Raw genomic sequence first — 23,092 nt, 5'->3', positions numbered from 1 at the left:
CGCTTACGCTTCCAATACGCGAACAACAGACACGGAGGGGCGTACGCGATGTTCGTGGTGACCCGTTGGACCGGCTTGGAAGTCCGAGCGTTGCGCCGGGTAGCTCTGCGAGTCAGTCAGTCTCGGTTCGCCGAGATGACTGGTTTCTCCGAAGCGGTTGTAAGCAAGTGGGAAAGACGTGGCGAGACGATCACTCTGTCTGGTGACTTCGCCGCTGCCATGGACATCATGCTGAAGCGACTGGACGATGACCAGTCGGCACGGTTCCAAGCCGAACTGGCTGTTTCGGTGCGGCCGATTGCACCCAGCGAAGGTCCGGAAGATCGTCCTATCATCGCGGCCGAAGGCAGTAGCGATCTTCGCATACCTGACGCGGAAGCTGAGGACGACGTGAACCGCAATGAATTCCTACGCGGATTGTTGGCTCTCCCCGCCGCTACCCTTGCGAACGATCTCATTACGGTGGCCAGCGCTCCTATGGAGCCATCCGCCCCGGCCAAGGTGGGGATGGATCACGTCGATCAGGTTCGGGCGTGGGCGGGACTGTTCCGTGCAGCGGACGATGCGGGACTGCGGGTGGGTGACGCCATGACCACCCAACTACGGACAGCAGTCTTATTCCTCCGCGCCGACATGCCATCACACGTTCGCACCGCGATGCAATCGGCGGTCGGAACGTTCTTCAGGGTCGTCGGATGGGCCTATTTCGATCGCGGGCAGCACGATCCGGCCAGAGCTCACTTTCATATGGGTTGGCAATGCGCGGAACAGGCTGGTGAATGGTGGCTACGCGCCGCAATCCTGACCTGCATGGCGCGTCAGGCAATATTCCTCGGCAATGCCGATGATGCACTCACCATGCTCGGCCTTGCCTCGGTGCGGTCCGATCGTATTTCGCTGCTGCGCCGCGCAGATATTGCCGCAGTGCAGGCCCGCGCCTTCGGCAAGCTAGGCAACGATATCGAATGCATTCGAGCTGTATGCCAAGCCGAGCAGCTCTTTGCGGAGGCCGCCGGGCAAGAACACCCCGATACGGAGTACGAAGGCTTCAAAGGCTATTACAACGAGCAACTGATGAACAGTGACGCCACACATGGATTATTCGAGCTCGCATATCAGCGAAACATCCGAATAGCCAACACGGTTGAACGTCTCCACGCCGCGTTGAAGCTGTCGGACGACCACGCTCGCTCGCGGCAATTGAACACCGCGCGCCTTGCTGCGCTGCAGCTCCGACACGGAGACTTGGACGATGGGGTCACCCTGGGAACCAGAGCCGTCCAAGGCGCTTTGGGCACAACGTCGGCGCGAGTGCTGAACGAGCTGGCAAAGATCTATCAGGTGACGGGCGAAGACCGCATCAGGAATGCATCAGGCGTGCCCGAATTACGGCGGGGCATTTCAGATATTCTAACAAAGGAGTCATAGTGATCATCGCCTTCTCGGTAACACCGGTTGGAGTAGGCGAAAGCGTCGGTGCCGCAGTGGCCGAAGCGGTGCGCGTTATACGCGCCAGCGGATTGCCGAATGAGACGAACGCCCTGTTCACAACCATCGAAGGTGAATGGGATGAGGTAATGGCGGTGATCAAGCAAGCGGTCGATGCCGTAATGGAAGTCGCGCCACGATGCAGCATCGTTCTCAAGGGCGATGTCCGACCTGGATCAACAAACGCGATCACATCGAAAGTCGAATCGGTGGAGAGTCATTTGAGGCAACCTCGTTAACCGCGCCTCCGTGGGCTACGGTCCCCGGTTTCAATCTTCGACACCACCGACTCATGCCAACCGCGAGAGAGGAAAGCTGACAGCCGGACAGCCCGGCATCATGACGAAGCCCCCGGAGAGTTGCCCCAAGGGCTTGTCGCGCTTTATGAACGGAGTTGGTCACCGCTGAACATACTCCGCATAAGGGATAGCCAGCTTCCAGAGCCGCCCCCGTACCTCTTGGCAGTACGCCACGATTCCGGGGTCTGTGGTCACTGCCAGACCGGCCGGCGCCCCGGCCGGATCGGTGAGGTTGTAAACAACCCTCTCGCCATCCATCAACCACCAGTCGTCTGGTGGCACCGTTCCCGCGATATTTCTCGGCACATAACGGATGTCGTCCCCAGCTTCCACGTTGTACCCGGTGACCGACAGCAACCATCGCTGATAGTCCGACAGTGGTTCTGTGACCACCCGAACACGGGTCACCGATACGCCCCGGCTAGTGGTTTCCAGCATGAGGTCTTGCCACGGCGTCCGGGTGTACGGGGCTGGTTCGCCAGCGAGGAAGGCACGTATCCGGGTGTCCTCGTCGGCTACGTGATATTCGTCCCGCACTTCGAGATGGAACGCGTCCCATTTCAGCTCACGGAACAGATTCGGCCACAGGTCCGGTTCATCATTGGGCCGCAGCAGCATTGCCGTAGAACGTCCTTCCTAGCTTCGGGACCTCGATAGCAGTTTCGTCCTCTGCCAAGGTCAACATGCCCAAACCATCCGGCTCGGTGACCGACACCGACCGGGATACGGTCAAGGTACCCCGGCCGGTGTCGGTCATAGTGGAGCTGATGAACGTATCCGGCTCGGCGAACCCGGTCAGAAGGTGCGGAATCTCCACCGTCCCAGTGGGGGTGATTCCCACCCTGGACTATGTAACTGCCCTGGTCGGTGGCATACAGGCTTGAGCATCCTCCAGAGTCCGATCTGGGGGCACCGGTACACTCGCTTTCGGCGTCGTCGCGTGGCCGGGTCACAGCCCCAGCGGCCCGGTTACACGGCGAGCCTCGCCTCCGCCGGACCTGGGGCGGGCGTCGCGCCGTCCGTCCGTCGGGCGGCGGCTCTCAGGAGGCGGGAATGTACCGCTCCCGCAGCTTGCGCTTGTAGAGCTTGCCGTTGGGATCGCGCGGCAGCTCGGGCAGATAATCGATCGACTTGGGCATCTTGTACTTCGCCAATTGGGTGGCGGCGAAGGCGAGCAGTTCCTCGGTGAGCGCGTCGTCGCCCTCGGTTCCGTCGGCGGGCTGTACGACCGCCTTCACCTCCTGGCCCCAATCCGGATGCGGGATGCCGAAGACCGCGACGTCGGCGACCTTCGGGTGGGTGATCAGGACGTTCTCGACCTCCGCCGGGTAGATGTTCACCCCGCCGGACAGGATCAGGTCCGAGCGCCGGTCGTGCAGGTAGAGGTAGCCGTCCTCGTCGAGGTGCCCGATGTCGCCGACGGTGAACAGGTCACCGACGCGCGAGTCCTCGGTCTTGGCCTTGTCGTGGTGGTACTCGAAACTCGAAGCGCCCATGCGCATGTAGACCAGGCCGGTCTCGCCCGCGGGCACCTCGGAGCCGTCCTCCTCGCTGAGCACCTTGATCACCGACCACGGCCACGCCTTGCCGACCGAGCCCGGCTTGCGCAGCCAGTCGGTGCCGTTGATCACCGTGCCGCCGCCCTCGGTGGCCGCGTAGTACTCGGTGACCGTCGGCCCCCACCACTCGAGCATCTGCCGCTTGGTCTCCTGCGGGCAGGGCGCTGCGCCGTGCACCATGCTGCGCAGGGAGGACACGTCGTACTTGGCGCGCACCTCCTCCGGCAAGGCCAGCAGCCGGTGGAACTGGGTGGGCACCATGTGGCTGTGCGTCACCCGGTGCTTGTCGATCAGCCGCAGCATCTCCTCGGCGTCCCAGCGGTCCATCAGAACCAGCTTGTGGCCCAGGTTGATCGAGATGGTGGCGAAGTTCAGCACCGCCGTGTGGTAGAGCGGCGAGCCGCAGATGTGCACGTGGTCGTCGTAGGGCGCGAGTTCGAACAGGCCGAAGAACGCGGTGGTGTGCGGCGGGACGACGTCCGGGTCCGCGCCGGTGAGCGGCCGCCGGACGCCCTTGGGCCGTCCGGTGGTTCCCGAGGTGTAGAGCATCGGCGCGCCGGTGCTGCGGTCGGAGGGACGGCCGGTGTCGGCCGCGCCGAGCCAGGCCACCGACTTGAAGCCCTCGATCTCGCCCACCGCGAAGCGCGCCGTCGCGGGCAACCCCGCCTCGTCGGCGGCGGCCTTGGCGGCGGCGGCGAAACGATCGCTGGCGATGAACGCCTTCGCCTCGCTGTCGGCCAGGATGTAGGCGACCTCCGGACCGGTGAGATGCCAGTTCACCGCGACGATGTACAACCCCGACTGGTAGGCCGCGAAGTACGCCGCGATCGCCTCCACGCAGTTGTGCACCATGCTCACCAGCACGTCACCGGTTTTCAGGCCGAGCCCGCGCAAGCCGGTGGCGTAACGATTGGCGAGCGTGGCCAATTCGCGATACGTCACCTCCCGGCCCCAGGGATCGACCATCGCGATCCGATCGGGTTCGGCTTCGGCGATGTTCCACAGACCGAGAATTTTCACTGGCTCCGGTACGGGGGGATTGTGCGGAGCCGACGGGGCGGGTGAGGCAGTCACCCCATTGAATCTAGAACGTGTTCTACTGTTCGACAAGGGGTGCGAGCCGATGCAATTGGGCGACATCGGGAACCGACACCAGCATCATCGTGACGCCCGCGGCCTCCCAGACCCGCAGCTGTTTGCGGACATGCTCCTCGTCTCCGATGATCGCGGTGTCCAGAATCAGCTCGTCCGGCACCGCCGCCGCGGCCTCCGCCTTCTTGCCCGACTGGAACAACTTGCCGATCTCGTCGACCTCGCGGTCGTACCCCATGCGCCGGTACACCTGGGCGTGGAAGTTCAACTCCGGCGCTCCCATGCCGCCGATGTAGAGCGCCATGATCCAGCGCATCCGCTCCAGCTCGCCCGCCGGGTCGTCGGTGATCACCACCTGACAACTCGCGGCGATCTCGAAGTCCTCCCTACTGCGCCGCGCGCCCGCCCGCGCGAAGCCCTCGTCGAGCCACTCGTCGTACATACCGGCCAGCCGGGGCGCGTAGTAGATGGCCAGCCAGCCGTCGGCGATCTCGGCGGTGAGCGCCACGTTCTTCGGCCCCTCCGCGCCAAGCCAGATCGGCAAATCCGCACGTAGCGGATGGACGATCGGCTTCAGCGGCTTGCCGAGCCCGATCGAACCCGGCCCGGTGTAGGGCAGCGGGTAGTGCGGGCCGTCGCTGGTGACCGGCGCCTGCCTGGCCAGCACCTGGCGCACGATCCCGACGTACTCACGGGTGCGCTGCAACGGCTTGGCGAACGGCTGGCCATACCAGCCCTCCACCACCTGCGGACCCGAGACGCCCAAGCCGAGAATGGCGCGGCCACCGCTGAGATGGTCCAGGGTGAGCGCGTGCATGGCGGTCGCCGCAGGCGTGCGCGCCGACATCTGCACCACCGACGTGCCCAGGCGCACCCGACGCGTGGCCGAACCCCACCAGGTGAGCGGCCCGAAGGCGTCCGACCCCCATGACTCGGCGGCGAAGACGGCGTCGAATCCGGCTTCCTCGGCCGCCACCACCAGCTCCCCCGCGTTCGCGGGCGGCTGGGCCATCCAGTACCCGAGTTGCAATCCGAACTTCACGCCGGACCCCTTTCCGATCAACTGCTTGCCACCAGAGTTAGAACCTGTTCTACTCGATATCGTGACTCAGGGGAATACTGCATCCACGGCAATCGCTGGTGGTAGCGGCACGGCATTGAACACGGACGCCGTGCCCGAGGTACTCAGCGCGCCCCTGCGGGTGCGTTTCGATTACACCCGCTCCGTCGGCACCACCATCGGAACCTTTCTGACCCGATTGCGCGACCACAAAATCGTCGGCGCGCGCGGGTCGGACGGCCGGGTGATCGTGCCGCCGCCGGAATACGATCCGATCACCGCCGAACCGCTGACCGAGTTCGTCGACGTCGCCGAGACCGGCACCGTCGAATCCTGGACCTGGGTGCGCGAGCCGCTGCCGGGCCAGCCGTTCGACCGCCCGTTCGCCTGGGCGCTGATCCGGTTGGACGGCGCGGACACGACGCTGCTGCACGCCGTCGACGTCGCCGCACCCGAGGACATCCGCAAAGGCTTACGGGTGACCGCCCGCTGGGCCGAGCAGACCGAGGGCAGCATTCGCGACATCCTCTGCTTCGAGCCGGGCGAGCATGCTTCGGCACCGGTGGAGTCCGCCTCGGCCGATCCGGTCACCATGATCACGACGCCGGTCGACCTGTCCTACAAGCACACCGCCTCGCCGCAGGAGACCGTGTACCTGCGCGGACTCGCCGAAGGCAAGCTGATCGGCGCGCGCACCGACGCCGCGGGCAAGGTGTACTTCCCGCCGCGCGGCGCGAATCCGACCGACGGCAGGCCGACCGACGAGTTCATCGAACTGTCCGATCACGGCACCGTGACCACCTTCTGCATCGTCAATGTGCCGTTCATGGGCCAGCGGATCAAGCCGCCCTACGTCGCGGCCTACGTGCTGCTGGACGGCGCGGACATCCCGGTGCTGCACCTGGTGCTCGGCTGCGACGCGAGCGAGGTGCGGATGGGCATGCGGGTGCAGGCGGTGTGGAAGCCGCGCGAGGAGTGGGGCTACGGGCTGGAGAACGTGGACCACTTCCGTCCCTCCGGCGAGCCGGACGCCGACTACGAGACCTATAAGCACCACCTCTGAGAGAGGCGCACGTTGACTGACAACGCCACCGACATCGCGGTCGTGGGCTTCGCCCACGCGCCGCACGTGCCGGAGACCTTCGGCACCACCAACGGTGTCGAGATGCTGGTGCCCTGCTTCCAGCAGCTCTACGACCGACTCGGCATCACCAAGTCCGATATCGACTTCTGGTGCTCCGGCTCGTCCGATTACCTTGCCGGACGGGCCTTCTCGTTCATCTCGGCGATCGACGCCATCGGCGCGGTGCCGCCGATCAACGAATCGCACGTGGAGATGGACGCCGCATGGGCGCTGTACGAGGCGTGGGTGAAACTGCGCTCCGGGCAGGCGACGACGGCACTGGTGTACGGCTTCGGCAAGTCCTCCGCGGGCACGCAGCGCCAGGTGCTCACCATGCAGCTGGACCCCTACCTGGTCGCGCCGCTGTGGCCGGACGCCTGGTCCATCGCCGGCCTGCAGGCGCGCGCCGGTCTGGACGCGGGCCGCTGGACCGAGCGGGACATGGCGGCCGTCGTGGCAGGCGACGGTGACGCCGACAGCCTGCTCGACCAGCCCTACGTCGCGGATCCGCTGCGCGCGCACGACATCGCGCCGATCACCGACGGTGCGGCCGCCATCGTGCTCGCCGTGGGCGACCGCGCCCGCGAACTGTGCGAACGCCCCGCGTGGATCACCGGCATGGCGCATCGGATCGATACTCCCGTGCTCGGTGCGCGTGACCTCACCGTCTCGCCTTCGACGGCCGCCGCCGCCCGCGCGGTCACCGGCGGCGACGTCAGCGGCTTCGACATCGCCGAGCTGCACGCGCCGTTCAGCCATCAGCAGCTGATCCTCGCCGAGGCGATCGGGCTGAAGAACGGTACGAAGGTGAATCCGTCCGGCGGCGCGCTCGCGGCCAACCCGATGTTCGCCGCGGGCCTGGAGCGCATCGGCTTCGCGGCCGAGGCGATCATCGCGGGCTCGGCGAATCGCGCCCTGGCCCACGCCACCAGCGGCCCCGCGCTCCAGCAGAACCTTGTGACCGTCTTGGGATCGGAGAACCGATGAGCTTGCCAGCTGCGGTGCTCGGCACCGGACAGACCCATCACGTGACGAAACGGACCGACGTCTCCATGTCGGGGATGTGCCGCGAGGCCATCGATCGCGCCCTCGCCGACGCCGGTCTCACCATCGCCGATATCGACGCGGTCGTGGTCGGCAAGGCGCCCGACGGGTTCGAGGGCGTCATGATGCCCGAGCTGTTCATGGCGGACGCGCTCGGCGCCACCGGCAAGCCGCTGCTGCGGGTGCACACCGCCGGTTCCGTCGGCGGCTCCACCGGCATCGTCGCGACCAATCTGGTGCAGGCGGGTGTGCACAAGCGCGTGCTCGCGGTGGCGTGGGAGAAGCAGTCGGAGTCGAACGCCATGTGGGCGTTGTCGATTCCGGTGCCGTTCACCATGCCGGTCGGCGCGGGCGCGGGCGGCTACTTCGCGCCGCACGTACGTTCCTACATCCGGCGCTCCAACGCCCCGGGTCACATCGGCGCCATGGTGGCGGTGAAGGATCGCCGCAACGGCGCCAAGAACCCGCTGGCCCACCTGAAGCAGCCCGACATCACGCTGGAATCGGTGCTCGCCTCGCAGATGCTGTGGGACCCGATCCGCTTCGACGAGACCTGCCCCTCTTCCGACGGCGCGTGCGCGATCGTGCTGGGCGACGCGGACGCCGCCGAGGCGGTCGAGGCCACCGGCCGCAAGGTCGCCTGGGTGCACGGCACCGCGATGCGTACCGAACCGACCACATTCTCCGGGCGCGACCAGGTCAACCCGCAGGCGGGCCGCGACGCGGCGGCGGCGCTGTGGCAGGCGGCCGGCATCACCAACCCGCTCGAGGAGATCGACGTAGCCGAGATCTACGTCCCGTTCTCCTGGTTCGAACCGATGTGGCTGGAGAACCTGGGCTTCGTGCCGCAGGGCGACGGGTGGAAGCTCACCGACAAGGGCGAGACCGAAATCGGCGGCACTCTTCCGGTCAATCCGTCCGGCGGCGTGCTGTCGTCCAACCCGATCGGCGCCTCCGGGCTCATCCGGTTCGCCGAGGCGGCCAAGCAGGTCATGCAGCGGGCCGGGGACTACCAGGTCGAGGGCGCGCGCAAGGCGCTGGGACACGCGTACGGCGGCGGTTCGCAGTACTTCTCGATGTGGGTGGTCGGATCGGAGCGGCGGTGACTGCGCTGAAGTTCACCGTCGGCATCGCGCTGAGTCCGCTGGACCAGCTGCCGGAGCTCGCGAAAACCGCCGAAGAGTGCGGTTTCTCGTCCATCGCCCTGCCGGATTCGTTGTTCTACATGAAGTCGGCGGCGGCGAAGTACCCCTACACCGCCGACGGCAGCCGGTTCTGGGGGCCGGAGACCCCGTGGGTCGACCCGCTCATCGGCGCGACCGCCATGGCGGCCGTCACCAGCCGCATCCGCTTCTACACGAACGTGCTGAAGCTGGGTTCGCGCAATCCGCTGCTGCTGGCCCGGCAGGTCGGCTCGGTGGCCAACCTGTCGGGCAACCGCTTCGGTTTCGGCGTCGGAATCGGCTGGGCGCCGGAGGAGTTCGAGTGGTGCGGCGTGCCCTTCGCACGCCGCGGCGCGCGGGTGGACGAGATGATCGAGGTGATCAAGCTGGTGCTCGCCGGTGGCATGGTCGAATACCACGGCGAGTTCTTCGACTTCGATCCGCTGCAGATCAGCCCGGCCCCGAGCGAGCCGGTGCCGTTCTATATCGGCGGGCACACCGACGCGGCATTGCGCCGCGCCGCACGGGTCGGCGACGGCTGGACCTCGGCCATGATGACCTATGGCGAACTCCGGAGCACCATCGGCAAGCTCGGCACGCTGCGCGCCGAGTACGACCGGGCCGACGAGCCGTTCGAGATCCAGGCGGTGTGCGTCGATCGCTTCGGACGGTCGGGCTATCAGGACCTCGCGGACGCGGGCGTCACCGACGCGATCGTGGTGCCCTGGCTGGCCGACGGCATCGGATTCGACGGTGAGCTCGCCGCCAAACAGGACTCGCTGCGCGAGTTCGCGCGACAGTACATAGCCGAACCCGTGCTCGCCGCGCGGTGAGACCCTTCAATCGGTCGAAGGAGGCCGTATGACCACCGCCGAGCATCCGGCCCGGGCCGCGGGCCTTGCGTCACAGGCCGCCGTGCGAGCACGGGACAAGCGAGCCTGGGTCGCGCTGTTCGCCGAGGACGGCATCGTGGAGGACCCCATCGGCCCGTCGGGCTTCGACCCGGAGGGCAAGGGTCACCGCGGCACGGAGGCCATCGCCGCGTTCTGGGACAAGGCGATCGCGAAGACCGATCTGATCGAGTTCCTCTTCGGCGACTCGTTCGCCTGCGGCAACGAGGTCGCCTTCACCGGCACGATCCGCAGCACCCTCGGCGGGCACCGGATCGACGCCGACGGCGTGTTCACGTACCGGGTGAACGAGGACGGCAAGATCGCCGCGCTGCGGGCGTTCTGGGAGGTCGATCGCGCCATGAAGACCGCGCGTCCGGTCGACTGACTCGGTACCGGACGAAAAGGCCCTCGCACCGAAGTGCGAGGGCCTTTTCCATGTCTCAGTGCGCGACCGGGCAGGTCTTGTAGTCGACCGGGAACTCCTTGATCCCGTTGAGCCAGCCCGAACGCAGCCGCTTGGCGTCGGCGACCTTGGTGATGTCGGGCAGGTGGTCGGCGATGGCGTTGAAGATCAGGTCGATCTCCAGCCGGGCCAGGTTCGCCCCGATGCAGAAGTGCGCCCCGGTGCCGCCGAAGGCCAGGTGCGGGTTGTCCGCGCGCATGATGTCGAACTTCTCCGGCTGGTCGAAGACCTCTTCGTCGAAGTTGGCCGCGCGGTACAGCATGACCACCCGCTGGCCCTTCTTGATCTGCACGCCGCCGAGTTCCGTGTCCTCCAGCGCGGTCCGCTGGAACGAGGTGACCGGAGTGGCCCACCGGATGATCTCGTCGGCGGCCGTGGCGGGACGTTCCTTCTTGAACAGCTCCCACTGGTCCGGGTTCTCCAGGAACGCGATCATGCCGTGCGAGATGGCGTTGCGCGTGGTCTCGTTGCCCGCGACGGCGAGCATGATCACGAAGAAGCCGAACTCCTCTTCGGTGAGCTTGTCACCGTCGACATCGGCTTCGATCAGCGTCGTGACGATGTCGTCGGCCGGGCACTGCTTGCGCGCGGCCGCCATCTGGTAGGCGTAGCCCAGGATCTCGGCGGAAGCCGCGACCGGGTCGGCGGTGCTCTCCGGGTCGTCGTAGCCGGTCATGTCGTTGGACCAGGAGAAGACCTTCATCCGGTCTTCCTGCGGGACGCCGATCAGCTCGGCGATGGCCTGTAGCGGCAGTTCGCACGCGATCTGGGTGACGAAGTCGCCGGAACCCGACTCGGCCGCCGCCTTCACGATGGACTCCGCACGGGCCGACAGCTCCGCGCGCAGTCCGTTGATGGCGCGCGGGGTGAAGCCGCGCGAGATGATCTTGCGCAGCTTGGTGTGCTCCGGCGCGTCCATGTTCAGCAGAACGATCCGCTGCAGCTCGATCTGCTCCCGGGCGATGTCGTCGTTGAACCGCGGGATGGCGGTGTTCTCGTAACTGGAGAACACGTCGCTGCGCCGCGAGACCTCTTTGACGTCGGCGTGCTTGCTCACCACCCAGAAGCCGTCGTCGTGGAAGCCGCTGACGTCCGGGGACTGCGGGTTCCACCAGATCGGCGCCGTCCGGCGCAGTTCGGCGAACTCCTCGACCGGAACACGCTCGGCGTAGATGTCCGGGTCCGTGACGTCGAACCCGTCCGGAAGATTCGGCCGGGCATTCCGAGTGTCTACCACCAGATGTCTCCTTCGACAAACTGAAACACGTTCTATAATCATTGAAGCACAGGCGGGAGAACGAGGAAAGAAACCGGATAGATCCGCCCCCGACAAGTGCTATGAACGCGTTTCAGTTTTCTGTCCCATAAAGAGAGGTTGGACATGGGCACACCCGTGATCGTCGAGGCCGCACGGACCCCGATCGGCAAGCGCGGCGGCTGGCTGTCGGGCCTGCACGCGGCCGAACTGCTCGGCGCGGCCCAGCGCGGGCTGCTCGAGCGCGCACACCTGGACCCCGCGCAGGTCGAACAGGTCATCGGCGGCTGCGTCACCCAGGCGGGCGAGCAGTCCAACAACGTCACCCGGGTCGCGTGGCTGCACGCGGGCCTGCCGTGGCAGGTCGGCGCCACCACGATCGACACCCAGTGCGGCTCCGCTCAGCAGGCCAATCATCTGATCGCGGGCCTGATCGCGGCCGGCGCCATCGACATCGGCATGGCCTGTGGCGTGGAGGCGATGAGCCGGGTTCCGCTGGGCGCCAATGTCGGCGAGAACGCGGGGCCGCGCAGGCCCGCGTCGTGGAACATCGACCTGCCCAACCAGTTCGAGGCGGCCGAGCGAATCGCCAAGCGGCGCGGCATCACCCGCGCGGACGTGGACGCGTTCGGCGCACGCTCGCAGCGCCTGGCCGCGCAGGCGTGGGCAGAGGGCCGGTTCGATCGCGAGGTGCTCACCGTCACCGCCCCCGCAGCCGACAAAGAGGGCAACCTCACCGGCGAAAAGCTCGATGTGTCACGGGATCAGGGCCTGCGCGAGACCACTGTCGAAGGCCTGGCGAAGCTGAAGCCGGTCCTGGAGGGCGGCGTGCACACCGCCGGATCCTCCTCACAGATCTCCGACGGCGCCGCCGCGGTGCTGCTGATGGACGAGAAGGCCGCGCAGCGAGCGGGTTTGCGTCCGCGGGCGCGGATCGTCACACAGGCGGTGGTCGGCGCGGAGCCGGAGTTCCACCTCGACGGCCCTGTGCAGGCGTGCGCCAGGCTGCTGGAGCGGTCCGGCATGAATATCGGCGACATCGACCTTTTCGAGATCAACGAAGCGTTCGCGTCGGTCGCACTTTCCTGGGCTTCTGTACACCAGCCGGACATGGATCGGGTTAATGTCAACGGCGGCGCCATCGCTCTCGGGCATCCGGTCGGCTCCACCGGATCCCGCCTGATCACAACGGCTTTGCACGAACTGGAGCGCTCCGACCGCAGCACCGCAATGGTTCTCATGTGCGCCGGTGGCGCACTCGCGACAGGAACGATCATCGAACGTTTGTGAGTTCAACCATTTCATGCGCGTTTGTTGAACGTTCATCCCCTGGGCGCGCAAACGTGTCGTACGCCACACAAACCCATGTACCGCCGAGTCCATGAGATGTCAGCTATCTTGCGGCTATCAAGACCCCTTGCGTAGAGACCGCAGCGACGGGCCAGAACCGGTTCGTACCGCGGCTTCTCGAGAGGCCTTGGCGTGACCCGCAAACGCGACCGTCCCAGTGCCTTCGCCGCCTTCCGACCTAGAAGCTTCAAGGAAATCCGGAATCAGGCGTAGGTTTTCAGTTACTGAGCCGCTAATATCAATGATACGTATCCGAGATAACGACTGTTAGTACAGCGAAGGGAATTGGGCGGCTCACAATGGCTGATTTCGCGGCGCGGCTGAACAAGCTGTTCGAAACCGTGCATCCCCCGGGGCGTAAGCCGCACACCAACGCGGAGGTCGCGGCGGCGCTGACGGCCTCCGGACATCCGATCTCGAAACCGTACCTGTCGCAGTTGCGGTCGGGACAACGGACGAACCCGTCCGATGAGACGGTGGCCGCCCTGGCGAAGTTCTTCAAAGTCAAGCCGGACTACTTCTTCAACGACATCTATGCCGCCAAGATCGATCACGATCTGGAGCTGCTGTCCCAGCTGCAGGGCTATGGACTGCGACGGCTGTCGAGTAGAGCGTTCGACTTGTCCGAAGAATCACAGAACCTCCTCACATCCATGGCGGAGAAGTTGCGGGCAAGCGAGGGCTTGCCCGAAATTCCTCCGGATGGAACCGAATAGGTTCTTCTGCACGGCAGCACAGTGCGACCCATCGGGTCGCACTGTGCTGTGTTTTGCGCACGCGTAAGCGGGCGAAGCACGCAACCGGCGTGCGGTCGTGCCCAGAGAAATTGGGGCCGCCACCGCAGGCCGGTTAGTGCCGCCCTCCCTATGATGTGCTTACATATGCACTTTCGGCGCGGTTCGCCGACAGTCGTTCATGTCGAAGAGGATTCCCGGCCCAACCGGTCTGTCCGAATAGTCCGCGTTCGGCTATTGCGCCGGATTGATCGTATTTGCGCGAGGTCGATCAATTTCGAGCGCAGCCGGGCGCGGTGGTCCGATAGGCGCGCGAGACGTGCCTGCACGCTCCGCCCGGACTAAAGCCTTCGGACGGAGTAATCCACCGCGCTCACCCGGTCGGTCCGGACCACCACCGAGGCGGTCGGTGCGCGTTCCGCCAGCACGAGGCCGCCGCCGGGCGGCGAGTCAGCATGTCGCCGACCTGCGATGAGCAGGCTCGCGACCTTCCACGCGGGCCGAGCCAAGGCCGGACTGCCGGTCGCGACCCGGGCCGCGCGCCGGATCCGATCCACGGCCGGTACCGCGAGCACCACGATGCCCGCCGGGTAGAGCGCGATTGCACGGCCGACCCGCTGCCGAGCGCACGCCCAGACCGGACGACCCGGCGGCCGCCGAACCCCCTGCGGCCGAACCCGTTTCAGCGGTCGACCGGGCAGGGGCCGCATCGACCTCCGACCGCTGCCCCGGCACGGCCAGCGGAAGCCAGGGATCGCCGCTGTCGTCGCGCAGCGACTCGGGATCCACCGCGCACGATGGGCGGGAAAGTGGCACGTGGGCGGAAACCCTGCCGCCGCGCAGAGCGCGGCCCGCGACGGCGCCGGACGCTGCCTGCACACGGAACGCGCGACCTACTCTCATGCGCCGAGCCTTCCCCTCATCAGTCGAAGCGCAGTTCTGTGCCCGGTCGCCACTCTCACACGGGACTTTCCGAACGGACGGGTGCCCATACTAGACCCCGGCCCGCGAACGCGCCCGTCGACGGGCCGAGGCCGCTCAGGCGCCGTATACCGGCTCCGGCGGAGTCGCTTTGGCGATCAGGTCGGCCACGACCGGTCCGAGCTCGGCCGGATCCCAGCGGGCGCCGCGGTCGGCGGGCTCACCGTGCCGCCAGCCGTCGGCCAGCGCCACCTTGCCGCCTTCCACCTCGAAGACCCGCCCCGTCACCGCCGCCGACTGCGCACTGCCCAGCCATACGACCAGCGGAGACACGTTCTCCGGCGCCATCGCGTCGAAGCCGCTTTCCGGCGCCGCCATCATGTCCGCGAACACCGTCTCGGTCATCCTGGTGCGCGCGGACGGGGCGATCGCGTTCACCGTCACGCCGTAGCGGGCGAATTCGGCGGCGGCGGTCAGCGTCAGGCCCGCGATACCGGCCTTGGCCGCCCCGTAATTGCTCTGTCCGACGCTGCCCTGCAGTCCGGCGCCGGAGCTGGTGTTGATGATCCGTCCGTCGACCGGACGACCCGCCTTGGCCTCCGCACGCCAGTATTCGATCGCGTGCCGCATGGTCGCGAAGTGGCCTTTCAGGTGCACGCGGACCACCGCGTCCCACTCGTCCTCGCTGAGATTGACCAACATCCGGTCGCGCACGAACCCGGCGTTGTTGACCAGCACGTCCAGCTTGCCGAAGGTATCGACGGCCTGGCGGACGAGCCTGCGGGCGCCTTCCCAGTCGGCGACGTCGTCGCCGTTGGCCACCGCCCGGCCGCCCAGCGCCTCGATCTCGGCGACCACCTGCGCGGCGGGCGTTTCCGCGGTGGCCGCGCCGTCGAGGGTCGAACCGATGTCGTTGACCACCACGCTGGCGCCCGCCGCGGCGAAAGCGAGGGCGTGCGCGCGGCCGATGCCCCGGCCCGCGCCGGTGACGATGACGACGCGCCCGGCGCAGATCTGCTCGGTGTCCATATGTGTCCTTCTTCGTGTGCGGTCTTGTTCAGGACTGCTGGTCGGCATTGGAAGCGGCGAGGAAGGCGGGCCGTTCGCCGCCGCCGTGCACCAGCAGGGTCGCGCCGCTGACGTATGCGGCCAGCGGCGAGGCCAGGAAGACGGCGCAGCGGCCGACGTCGTCGGGTCGGGCCATGCGACCCAGGGGAATGGTCCGGCCCACCGCGTCGACGCCGTCCTGATCGCCGTAGTGCAGTCGGCTCAGCTCGGTGTCGACCGGTCCCACCACCAGCGAGTTCACCCGAACCCTCGGCGCCCACTCGACGGCGAGCGAGCCGGTGAGACTGTCCACGCCAGCTTTCGCCGCGCCGTAGGCGGCGGTGCCCGGCGACGGACGGTGCCCGCTGACGCTGGAGATGTTCACGATGGAACCGCCCTCGTCCTGCCGCTGCATCACCGCGTTGGCGGCCTGCGCCAGCAGCAGCGGAGCGAGCAGGTTCAGCTCGACGATCTTGGCGTGGAACTTCTTGCTCGCCTCGGCGGCGAGTGCGAACGGAGCGCCGCCCGCGTTGTTCACCAGATGGTCGAGGCGGCCGTAGCGCTCGGTGATCGTGTCGATCAGGGCGCGCACCGCGTCCTCGTCCCGCACATCGCACGGCACGTAGTCGATCGAGCGGCCGTCGACTTCGACGGGCGCGTCAGCCGGTCGCCGCGCACAGGCCACGACGGTGGCGCCGGCGGCAAGGAACGCCTTGCTCACGCCCGCGCCCACACCGCGCACACCGCCCGTCACCAGAACGACGCGGCCGGACAGATCGATTTCGAGTGGCACCGTGCTAACCTACCAAGCAACTGCTTGCTTTGCCAATGCGTTCACACACGATGGGACTTGCCATGGGGATCAACCGCCACTCCGAATCGACCGGAATCAGCGTGGTCACGGTCGACTATCCGCCGGTCAACGCCATCCCCACGGACGGTTGGTTCGCCATCGCCGACGAAGTGCGCGCGGCGGGCCGCGACCCGGACACCAAGGTGGTGGTGCTGCGCGCGGAGAACCGCGGTTTCAACGCGGGTGTGGACATCAAGGAGATCCAGAGCAAGCCCGGCCATCAGGCGCTCATCGACGCCAATCACGGCTGCTTCGAGGCGTTCGCGGCGGTGTACGAGTGCCAGGTTCCGGTGATCGCGGTGGTACAGGGCTTCTGCCTCGGCGGCGGCATCGGCCTGGTGGGCAACGCGGATGTCGTGATCGCCTCCGACGACGCGACCTTCGGGCTGCCCGAGGTCGATCGCGGCGCGCTCGGCGCGGCCACCCACTTGGCACGGCTGGTGCCGCAGCACCTGATGCGCGCGCTGTTCTACACCGCGAGCACCATCACCGCCCAGCAGCTGCACCACTACGGCTCGGTGTACCAGGTGGTGCCGCGCGCCGAACTCGACGCCGCCGCCTTGGAGCTGGCCAAGAACATCGCGGCCAAGGACGGCCGGGTGATCCGGGCGGCCAAGCGGGCGCTGAACGGCATCGACGTGCAGGACGTGCACCGCAGCTACCGGTACGAGCAGGGATTCACCTTCGAACTCAACCTCGCCGGCGTCGCCGACGAGATCCGCGCCCGGTTCGACGACGACCTCGCGGCGCGCAAGAGCGGGCAGTGAGAGAGGAATTACCCATGCGAGACAAGCGGATGTCGCTCGACGAGGTCGTTGGCGAGCTGCGCAGCGGGATGACCATCGGCATCGGTGGCTGGGGGTCACGGCGCAAGCCGATGGCGCTGGTGCGAGCCATTCTGCGTTCGGACCTCACGGACCTGACCGTGGTCGGTTACGGCGGGCCAGATCTCGGGCTGTTGTGTTCGGCGGGGAAGGTGCGCAAGGCGTACTACGGCTTCGTGTCGCTGGATTCGGCGCCGTTCTACGACCCGTGGTTCGCCAAGGCGCGCACCTCGGGTGCGCTGGCCGCCCGCGAGATGGACGAAGGCATGCTCAAGTGCGGGCTGGAGGCCGCGGCGGCGCGACTGCCGTTCCTGCCGATCCGCGCCGGGCTCGGCTCGGACGTCCCGAACTTCTGGGAGGGCGAGTTGAAGACGGTCGAATCGCCCTACCCCGTCGACGGCACGCCGGAGACCCTGATCGCCATGCCCGCCCTGAATCTCGACGCGGCGCTGGTACATCTGAATCTCGGCGACGCGCACGGCAACGCCGCCTACACCGGCGTCGACCCCTACTTCGACGATCTGTTCTGCCTGGCGGCGCAGCGCCGCTACGTCTCGGTCGAGCGCGTCGTAGAGACCGACGAACTGGTGAAAACCGTTCCGCTGCAATCGCTGCTGCTCAACCGCATGATGGTGGACGGCGTGGTCGAGGCCCCCGGCGGCGCGCACTTCACCCTGGCGGCCGACGACTACGGCCGGGACGAGAAGTTCCAAAAGCACTACGTGGAGTCCGCGAAGACGCCGGAGTCGTGGCAGCGGTTCGTCGACACCTATCTGGCCGGCTCCGAGGAGCAGTACCAGGCCGCCGTCCGCCGATTCGCCGAGGAGGCGTGATGACCAGCACCGAGACCGTCACCCGCGCCGAGATCTGCGCCATCGCCTGCGCGGAGATCTTCAGCGGCGCGGGCGAGATCATGGCCAGCCCCATGTCGCCCATGTCCATCATCGGCGCGCGGCTGGCCAAGCTCACCACCGAACCGGATCTGCTGCTGTCCGACGGCGAGGCGCTGCTGTTCGCCGAGACTCCCCCGCTGGGCGGCAAAGCGCCGATCGAAGGCTGGATCCCGTTCCGGAGAGTCTTCGACGTGGTGGCGTCCGGGCGCAGGCACGTGGTGATGGGCGCCAATCAGATCGACCGGTTCGGCAACCAGAACCTTTCGGCGTTCGGCTCATTGCAGCAGCCGACCCGGCAGATGTTCGGTGTGCGGGGCGCGCCGGGAAACACGATCAATCACGCCACCAGCTACTGGGTCGCGCGGCACACCGAGCGCGTGTTCACCGAGAAGGTCGACATCGTCTCCGGGGTGGGATACGACAAGGTCGACGCGGCCGACCCGGCCTACCGCTTCCATCACCTGCACCGCGTGGTGACCAATCTGGGCGTCTTCGATTTCGAAGGCCCAGGCCACACCATGCGCGCACGCAGCCTGCACCCCGGCGTCACCGCCGACGAGGTCGCGGAGAACACCTCGTTCGAGATCGCCGGGCTCGCCGAAGCGGGCGAGACGCGGCAGCCGACGGCCGAGGAGCTGCGGTTGATCCGTGAGGTGCTCGACCCCAAGAAGATTCGCGAAACCGAGGTCCCGTCATGAGCCCGCGCTTGCGTACCCCGCTGACCGATCTGGTCGGCATCGAACACCCGATCGTGCAGACCGGCATGGGCTGGGTCGCGGGCCCGAGCCTGGTGTCGGCCACCGCCGAAGCGGGCGGACTCGGCATCCTCGCCTCCGCCACCATGACCTTCGCCGAGCTCGAGGCGGCCATCGCGAAGACCAAAGCGCACACCGCGAAACCGTTCGGCGTGAACATCCGCGCCGACGCCGCGGACGCGTCAGAGCGGATCGATCTGCTGATCCGGGAGAAGGTGGCGGTCGCGTCGTTCGCGCTCGCGCCGAAGCAGGACCTGATCGCGAAGCTGAAAGACGCCGGGATGGTGGTCATTCCGTCGATCGGCGCGGCCAAGCACGCGGTCAAAGTCGCATCGTGGGGTGCGGACGCCGTGATCGTGCAGGGCGGCGAGGGCGGCGGACACACGGGCCCGGTGGCCACCACCCTGCTGCTGCCCTCGGTGCTGGACGCGGTGGACATTCCCGTGGTCGCCGCGGGCGGATTCTTCGACGGGCGCGGTCTGGCCGCCGCCCTGGCCTACGGCGCGGCGGGTGTCGCGATGGGCACGCGGTTCCTGCTCACCCAGGAGAGCACCGTCCCCGATGCGGTCAAGCAGGAGTACCTGCGGCGACAGCTCCAGGATACGGTGGTGTCGCTCAAGGTCGACGGCATGCCGCACCGCGTGCTGAACACCGAACTGGTTCAGCGGCTGGAGCATTCGGGCCGTTGGCGCGGCCTCACCGCCGCGGTGGGCAACGCGGCCCGGTTCAAGAGCATGACCGGCATGAAGTGGTCCACGATGGTCCGCGACGGCTTGGCCATGCGAAAGACCAAGGACCTCAGCTGGTCTCAGGTCGTCATGGCCGCGAACACGCCGATGCTCCTGCGCGCCGGATTGGTCGAGGGCAACACCCAGGCGGGCGTGCTCGCGGCGGGACAGGTCACGGGGATCATCGACGACCTGCCCACGTGCAAGGAACTGATCGATCGGATCGTCACCGACGCGGTGGAGCGGATCGAGACGATTGCGGCGCTGGCCGGAGACAAGCAGTCGGCGGGTACAGGGTCGGACTGAGGGATGGCGGCCGCCGGTTCGCCCTGGTGCCGCCCTGCCCGTGTCCAACTCGAAAGGGACCGACATCGGGCGACCCCCCGCATAGCCGGCCGGGCGAAGCGAGCCATGACCTCGAAGCCGACCTCGCGGTGGCCGACCGCCTACATGCAGTGATAACGGCTGATTTGCCCATAATCTGGATGGTCCCGCAACGGCGTCTTACGCTGGACTGACAACGACATAAAAGGGTTCGCCTGTCGATCGCCACATTGCGCCGGCCCGCCGTGCGACAGGCGAACCGTCGGACTCGATCACCATCCCTCGACTCGAGCGGAGGCCGCGATGCCCGCGACGAACGAGATCTCCGTGCGCAGTACCGCTTTCGACCATGGCGACCCGATTCCAGTGGTCTACACCTGCAAGGGCAGGAACGAGCCGCCGCCGCTGAACTGGACGATTCCCCCGGAAGCCGCCACCTCGGCGCTGATCGTCGACGACCCGGACGCCCCGAGCGGCCTGTTCACCCATTGGGTGGTCAGCAATATACCGACGACCACCACGTCCAGCGCGGAGGGGCAGACACCCGCGGGCGGGGTGGTCAGCCTCAACAGCGCGAAGCGCGCCGAATACTTCGGACCGTGCCCACCCGCGGGCACCGGCGTCCACCATTACCGATTCATCGTCTACGCGCTCTCGCGTCCCGTGAAGGTGGACGCGCGGACGTCGGCGAACGACGCGAGGTCCGCGATCGTCGACGCGAGCATCGGAGACGGCCAGCTCATCGGCACCTATACCGTCGACTAGCCACCTCACCCGCCAGGCGAGGGTGCGCCCCGCCTGACGCCTCGTCGAGTGGCACATAACGGAGGGTCTACTCGCGGTTCGCCTCAGCCATGTACCACTCGACTGACGGGTGCCTACCTTGCGGCGCTCTCCGCCTTCGATCGGCGCGAGAGGCCCACAGCGGAGGCTTGCATGCCGTGTGTGCGCTGGGCCGTGTCTATGTGTGCGCTGTGAACCGGAGCATCAGATCCGGGTACTCGGCTACGAGTTGTTCACCGCCGTGCCGTGAGCGAACTCGTGCGTCACCCACGGTGGGGCGCCGCGCTGTAGGCGGGCCGGGTGACGTTCACAGGCCGAAGGTTTCGCGTGCGCGGTTTTTCCATTCCTCGATGAGTCGGCGTGCTTGCCGGTCGAATTCTTCCCGGTCGGCCGCTGGCCAAGTATCGGGGTCGGTGTCGAGGCCACGTTCGGTGACGAACCGCATGAAGTGGGTGGAGGTGGCTTTGCCGCGGGCCTCGATGAACTCACGTTCTTCCGGGGTGGGAGTCACAGTTTCTTCATCCCGTGCCATGACGATCCTTTCATCAGTTCCTCGCCGAGTTTCAGCTTGTCACCGGTGAGCATGACCAGTTCCTGGGGTGAGGGATATCCCACCGGCGGTCCGTCGAATCGTGTGCGCATGTCCTGAAGTAGCGCTGTGTCGGCGGGGCTCAGCGTGCCAATTTCCCCGTCGAGCAGTGAGTCGATCCTCGATCTCATGCTGTTGACGGACTTCGCCAGTTTCACCGGATCCGGGTTCCAGTCGTAGCCGGCCTTGGCCCAGGCGACCGCGCCGTCGAGTGAGTCGTCTTGCCGCAGTCTCGTGGCGGTCAACTCTATTCTGTCCACACCCGATCGACGGAAGTAGTCCTCTGTGGATGCGGCGAAGGCAGTGGAGAATCCCTTGCCCGTGAAGCCTTCGTTCAGTTCGGTGAGGTCATGGGTGACTACGAGCCTCCCGTCGTTGTCGCGCGTGAAGCTGTAGAGCAGCGAGCCGGCGTCTTCTCCGCCTGGACCGGAGATCTTCGCGGTGAACCCCACGTTGTCGGGGTGAATGCTTCCGTCCTCGCGTTCCCAAGGCCGTTCGTACCAGGCGCCGAGATCCTCGAGGTGATAGGGACCGTACTTGCGCTGTAGTCCTCCCAGCTCCCGGGTCAGGTCGTAGTCGTCGAGATCGCCGCGCCGAGCGCCGTCGAAGAGGTCACCCAGCGGCCGCATATGCGACAGATCGGTGAGCGGTGTCCGCCCGGAGCGTGCGGCGACAGGAGCCGAACCGCCCGCGGCCTCGCTCGGTTCTCGGGTGCCCGCGATCCGGTCGTATCCGTCCTGGTCGCTTCTTCGGATGACGCGGTCGGTTTCTCTGACGCCTTCGGCTTTGCCGTGTATCCAGGCATTGTGACCCTCGGCTTGGCGCCGCAGCATTCCGCGCAGATCGTCACGGACTCGCCTGAACAACTCCCTGACAGCATTGGCCCCCGGACCCCTCATCTAATCAGCGCTCCACTGCCACCGATCGGATGCAGGGCAGCATCATCGAGCCAAAGCAGCACGAGCTCAACGATGTTCGCCACCCCCGAACTGTACAGAAAAGATGGTCACTAATAATTGAACAGTCGAACGTTACGAACATTTCGAATACGTGGAACTTCCAATTCGGCGTCATCGACCGCCCGGAAGCGCGAGCGTGTCAGGATTCCGCTCACCTGCGCCACTATGCTCCGGTTTCCGCCGCGCTCGGCCTCACCCGTCGGCGACTGTTGCGACCCCGTGAACCGCCCAGTAGCGTCGATCCCAGCTTGCAGGGGGCGGAGGAGCCGGTCCGGCCCCCGTCGATGCGTTACGGCCCCGGCGGTGAGGAACCGATGACGAGCTGGGGGAAGCTGTTACGCGGTGCCGTGCTCGCGACCGGTGCGGTGGTGGCGCTGGCTGGGTGTGGTGACACCACCAGGGGCACACCGGCCTCCACAACGGCGGCGGCCCCGGCGACTACCGCCGCCACGAAGTCTGCCGACCCGGACGCGGCACTCTGGAATCCATGTGACCTGCCGGAAGCTGCGATATCGGGGACTGGGCTGGATGCCGCCAGCAAGAACAAGGACGCGGCTGGCGTGGACTTCACCGGATGGAAGGTATGCGGGTGGCGAGCCGTCTCTCGCTGGTACGACTTGACGATCTTCTCCGGTACGCCCACTCTTCAGGACGTTCAGAAGCGTCGTGATTTCGAGTCCTTCACACCGCATCCGGTCGGTGCCCACAACGCCGTCGAGTTCCTCGATGTGGGCGACGCCAAGCAACTCAAGTGCAGCATCGCCGTCGAAGCGGCACAGGGCACGGTCTTGTTCCGGGTCGTAACTCGCTACTCCGTTGGCAAACAAGGCGATCCATGCGCAGAGGTCCGTCGCCATGCCTCCGATCTGGCGCAGTACCTGCCGAAAAACTAA

24 protein-coding genes are annotated in these 23,092 nt (G+C 66.8%); 15 read left to right on the top strand and 9 right to left on the bottom strand.

Features of this window, described 5'->3' with window-relative positions; all coding sequences use genetic code 11:
• Positions 1–48: 48 nt before the first annotated feature.
• Together ACFV2O_RS05295 and ACFV2O_RS05290 are read left to right on the top strand one after the other, a co-directional pair.
• The gene (locus ACFV2O_RS05295) at positions 49–1,428 is read left to right on the top strand and encodes a hypothetical protein (RefSeq protein WP_379250379.1); all 1,380 of its coding nucleotides are present in this window, start codon (positions 49–51) and stop codon (positions 1,426–1,428) included.
• On the top strand, positions 1,428–1,727 hold the full coding sequence (locus ACFV2O_RS05290; RefSeq protein WP_379250378.1) for an MTH1187 family thiamine-binding protein: 300 nt from the start codon (positions 1,428–1,430) through the stop codon (positions 1,725–1,727). Before ACFV2O_RS05295 ends, ACFV2O_RS05290 begins: the two co-directional genes overlap by 1 nt.
• 159 nt (positions 1,728–1,886) lie before the next feature.
• On the opposite strand, the gene ACFV2O_RS05285 is transcribed toward ACFV2O_RS05290, so the two are convergent.
• The 4 genes from ACFV2O_RS05285 to ACFV2O_RS05270 form a co-directional block, all read right to left on the bottom strand.
• Positions 1,887–2,405 (bottom strand): DUF6879 family protein, encoded by a 519-nt coding sequence (locus tag ACFV2O_RS05285; RefSeq protein ID WP_379250377.1) that lies wholly within the window; start codon positions 2,403–2,405, stop codon positions 1,887–1,889.
• A complete protein-coding gene (locus ACFV2O_RS05280) occupies positions 2,386–2,628 on the bottom strand; it encodes a hypothetical protein (RefSeq protein WP_379250376.1) in 243 nt (80 codons plus the stop codon). The genes ACFV2O_RS05285 and ACFV2O_RS05280 overlap by 20 nt, the downstream gene beginning before the upstream one ends.
• Positions 2,629–2,827: 199 nt before the next feature.
• Entirely contained in the window at positions 2,828–4,420 is a 1,593-nt protein-coding gene (locus tag ACFV2O_RS05275) for an acyl-CoA synthetase (RefSeq protein ID WP_379250375.1), read from the bottom strand.
• 22 nt (positions 4,421–4,442) lie between these two features.
• Positions 4,443–5,480 carry an LLM class F420-dependent oxidoreductase gene (locus tag ACFV2O_RS05270; RefSeq protein ID WP_355076864.1) on the bottom strand — a complete coding sequence of 346 codons (1,038 nt, stop codon included), beginning with the start codon at positions 5,478–5,480 and terminating at the stop codon, positions 4,443–4,445.
• 115 nt (positions 5,481–5,595) lie between these two features.
• On the opposite strand from ACFV2O_RS05270, the gene ACFV2O_RS05265 reads away from it, so the two are divergent.
• The 5 genes from ACFV2O_RS05265 to ACFV2O_RS05245 are packed head-to-tail and all read left to right on the top strand — an operon-like array spanning position 5,596 to position 10,106.
• On the top strand, positions 5,596–6,561 hold the full coding sequence (locus ACFV2O_RS05265; protein WP_379250374.1) for a Zn-ribbon domain-containing OB-fold protein: 966 nt from the start codon (positions 5,596–5,598) through the stop codon (positions 6,559–6,561).
• A 12-nt stretch (positions 6,562–6,573) separates the two neighbouring features.
• Positions 6,574–7,608, top strand: coding sequence for a thiolase domain-containing protein (locus tag ACFV2O_RS05260; RefSeq protein WP_379250373.1), 1,035 nt, complete (start codon positions 6,574–6,576; stop codon positions 7,606–7,608).
• Positions 7,605–8,771 (top strand): thiolase domain-containing protein, encoded by a 1,167-nt coding sequence (locus ACFV2O_RS05255; protein ID WP_355076859.1) that lies wholly within the window; start codon positions 7,605–7,607, stop codon positions 8,769–8,771. Before ACFV2O_RS05260 ends, ACFV2O_RS05255 begins: the two co-directional genes overlap by 4 nt.
• A gap of 5 nt (positions 8,772–8,776) precedes the next feature.
• Positions 8,777–9,661, top strand: coding sequence for a TIGR03619 family F420-dependent LLM class oxidoreductase (locus ACFV2O_RS05250; protein ID WP_379250835.1), 885 nt, complete (start codon positions 8,777–8,779; stop codon positions 9,659–9,661).
• 28 nt (positions 9,662–9,689) lie between these two features.
• Entirely contained in the window at positions 9,690–10,106 is a 417-nt protein-coding gene (locus ACFV2O_RS05245; protein ID WP_355076857.1) for a nuclear transport factor 2 family protein, read from the top strand.
• A 55-nt stretch (positions 10,107–10,161) separates the two neighbouring features.
• Here the strand turns inward: ACFV2O_RS05245 and ACFV2O_RS05240 are convergent, their stop codons facing one another.
• On the bottom strand, positions 10,162–11,463 hold the full coding sequence (locus ACFV2O_RS05240; protein WP_356963623.1) for a cytochrome P450: 1,302 nt from the start codon (positions 11,461–11,463) through the stop codon (positions 10,162–10,164).
• A gap of 102 nt (positions 11,464–11,565) precedes the next feature.
• Between ACFV2O_RS05240 and ACFV2O_RS05235 the strand changes: the two genes are divergently transcribed.
• Both ACFV2O_RS05235 and ACFV2O_RS05230 read left to right on the top strand, forming a co-directional pair.
• Positions 11,566–12,729 (top strand): steroid 3-ketoacyl-CoA thiolase, encoded by a 1,164-nt coding sequence (locus tag ACFV2O_RS05235; RefSeq protein WP_379250372.1) that lies wholly within the window; start codon positions 11,566–11,568, stop codon positions 12,727–12,729.
• A 359-nt stretch (positions 12,730–13,088) separates the two neighbouring features.
• Positions 13,089–13,505, top strand: a complete 417-nt coding sequence (locus tag ACFV2O_RS05230) for a helix-turn-helix domain-containing protein (RefSeq protein WP_011207048.1) — start codon at positions 13,089–13,091, stop codon at positions 13,503–13,505.
• Positions 13,506–14,561: 1,056 nt separating this feature from the next.
• Here the strand turns inward: ACFV2O_RS05230 and ACFV2O_RS05225 are convergent.
• A complete protein-coding gene (locus ACFV2O_RS05225; RefSeq protein WP_379250371.1) occupies positions 14,562–15,473 on the bottom strand; it encodes an SDR family oxidoreductase in 912 nt (303 codons plus the stop codon).
• Between the two features lie 28 nt (positions 15,474–15,501).
• Positions 15,502–16,284, bottom strand: coding sequence for an SDR family oxidoreductase (locus ACFV2O_RS05220; RefSeq protein WP_379250370.1), 783 nt, complete (start codon positions 16,282–16,284; stop codon positions 15,502–15,504).
• Between the two features lie 62 nt (positions 16,285–16,346).
• On the opposite strand from ACFV2O_RS05220, the gene ACFV2O_RS05215 reads away from it, so the two are divergent.
• The 5 genes from ACFV2O_RS05215 (at position 16,347) to ACFV2O_RS05195 (ending at position 20,633) form a co-directional block, all read left to right on the top strand.
• Entirely contained in the window at positions 16,347–17,111 is a 765-nt protein-coding gene (locus ACFV2O_RS05215) for an enoyl-CoA hydratase family protein (RefSeq protein WP_039794869.1), read from the top strand.
• 14 nt (positions 17,112–17,125) lie between these two features.
• Entirely contained in the window at positions 17,126–18,001 is an 876-nt protein-coding gene (locus ACFV2O_RS05210) for a CoA-transferase (protein ID WP_355076850.1), read from the top strand.
• Positions 18,001–18,759: a CoA-transferase subunit beta gene (locus ACFV2O_RS05205; protein ID WP_379250369.1), complete on the top strand. Its 759-nt coding sequence runs from the start codon at positions 18,001–18,003 to the stop codon at positions 18,757–18,759. The genes ACFV2O_RS05210 and ACFV2O_RS05205 overlap by 1 nt, the downstream gene beginning before the upstream one ends.
• On the top strand, positions 18,756–19,850 hold the full coding sequence (locus tag ACFV2O_RS05200) for an NAD(P)H-dependent flavin oxidoreductase (protein WP_379250368.1): 1,095 nt from the start codon (positions 18,756–18,758) through the stop codon (positions 19,848–19,850). Before ACFV2O_RS05205 ends, ACFV2O_RS05200 begins: the two co-directional genes overlap by 4 nt.
• 321 nt (positions 19,851–20,171) lie before the next feature.
• Positions 20,172–20,633, top strand: coding sequence for a YbhB/YbcL family Raf kinase inhibitor-like protein (locus ACFV2O_RS05195; protein WP_379250367.1), 462 nt, complete (start codon positions 20,172–20,174; stop codon positions 20,631–20,633).
• A gap of 325 nt (positions 20,634–20,958) precedes the next feature.
• Here ACFV2O_RS05195 and ACFV2O_RS05190 read toward each other — a convergent pair whose 3' ends face one another.
• Together ACFV2O_RS05190 and ACFV2O_RS05185 are read right to left on the bottom strand one after the other, a co-directional pair.
• Positions 20,959–21,183, bottom strand: coding sequence for a hypothetical protein (locus ACFV2O_RS05190; RefSeq protein ID WP_157106555.1), 225 nt, complete (start codon positions 21,181–21,183; stop codon positions 20,959–20,961).
• A complete protein-coding gene (locus ACFV2O_RS05185) occupies positions 21,159–22,106 on the bottom strand; it encodes a hypothetical protein (RefSeq protein ID WP_379250366.1) in 948 nt (315 codons plus the stop codon). Before ACFV2O_RS05185 ends, ACFV2O_RS05190 begins: the two co-directional genes overlap by 25 nt.
• A gap of 62 nt (positions 22,107–22,168) precedes the next feature.
• Between ACFV2O_RS05185 and ACFV2O_RS05180 the strand changes: the two genes are divergently transcribed.
• Positions 22,169–23,092 (top strand): DUF3558 domain-containing protein, encoded by a 924-nt coding sequence (locus ACFV2O_RS05180; RefSeq protein WP_379250365.1) that lies wholly within the window; start codon positions 22,169–22,171, stop codon positions 23,090–23,092.

The sequence above is a fragment of the Nocardia sp. NPDC059691 genome (genome assembly GCF_042733915.1).
GTDB lineage: Bacteria > Actinomycetota > Actinomycetes > Mycobacteriales > Mycobacteriaceae > Nocardia > Nocardia sichangensis.
The sequence above is the reverse complement of the archived record's forward strand: the minus strand, read 5'-3'. Positions and strand labels throughout refer to the sequence as shown.

What these genes read in the sequence shown, in the direction of transcription:
- ACFV2O_RS05295 (WP_379250379.1), top strand. Translation starts at nt 49, where the DNA reads ATGTTCGTGGTGACCCGTTGGACCGGCTTGGAAGTCCGAGCGTTGCGC.
- ACFV2O_RS05285 (WP_379250377.1), bottom strand. Translation starts at nt 2,405, where the DNA reads ATGCTGCTGCGGCCCAATGATGAACCGGACCTGTGGCCGAATCTGTTC.
- ACFV2O_RS05255 (WP_355076859.1), top strand. Translation starts at nt 7,605, where the DNA reads ATGAGCTTGCCAGCTGCGGTGCTCGGCACCGGACAGACCCATCACGTG.
- ACFV2O_RS05245 (WP_355076857.1), top strand. Translation starts at nt 9,690, where the DNA reads ATGACCACCGCCGAGCATCCGGCCCGGGCCGCGGGCCTTGCGTCACAG.
- ACFV2O_RS05240 (WP_356963623.1), bottom strand. Translation starts at nt 11,463, where the DNA reads ATGATTATAGAACGTGTTTCAGTTTGTCGAAGGAGACATCTGGTGGTA.
- ACFV2O_RS05235 (WP_379250372.1), top strand. Translation starts at nt 11,566, where the DNA reads ATGGGCACACCCGTGATCGTCGAGGCCGCACGGACCCCGATCGGCAAG.
- ACFV2O_RS05230 (WP_011207048.1), top strand. Translation starts at nt 13,089, where the DNA reads ATGGCTGATTTCGCGGCGCGGCTGAACAAGCTGTTCGAAACCGTGCAT.
- ACFV2O_RS05225 (WP_379250371.1), bottom strand. Translation starts at nt 15,473, where the DNA reads ATGGACACCGAGCAGATCTGCGCCGGGCGCGTCGTCATCGTCACCGGC.
- ACFV2O_RS05215 (WP_039794869.1), top strand. Translation starts at nt 16,347, where the DNA reads ATGGGGATCAACCGCCACTCCGAATCGACCGGAATCAGCGTGGTCACG.
- ACFV2O_RS05210 (WP_355076850.1), top strand. Translation starts at nt 17,126, where the DNA reads ATGCGAGACAAGCGGATGTCGCTCGACGAGGTCGTTGGCGAGCTGCGC.
- ACFV2O_RS05205 (WP_379250369.1), top strand. Translation starts at nt 18,001, where the DNA reads ATGACCAGCACCGAGACCGTCACCCGCGCCGAGATCTGCGCCATCGCC.
- ACFV2O_RS05200 (WP_379250368.1), top strand. Translation starts at nt 18,756, where the DNA reads ATGAGCCCGCGCTTGCGTACCCCGCTGACCGATCTGGTCGGCATCGAA.
- ACFV2O_RS05195 (WP_379250367.1), top strand. Translation starts at nt 20,172, where the DNA reads ATGCCCGCGACGAACGAGATCTCCGTGCGCAGTACCGCTTTCGACCAT.
- ACFV2O_RS05190 (WP_157106555.1), bottom strand. Translation starts at nt 21,183, where the DNA reads ATGGCACGGGATGAAGAAACTGTGACTCCCACCCCGGAAGAACGTGAG.
- ACFV2O_RS05180 (WP_379250365.1), top strand. Translation starts at nt 22,169, where the DNA reads ATGCAGGGCAGCATCATCGAGCCAAAGCAGCACGAGCTCAACGATGTT.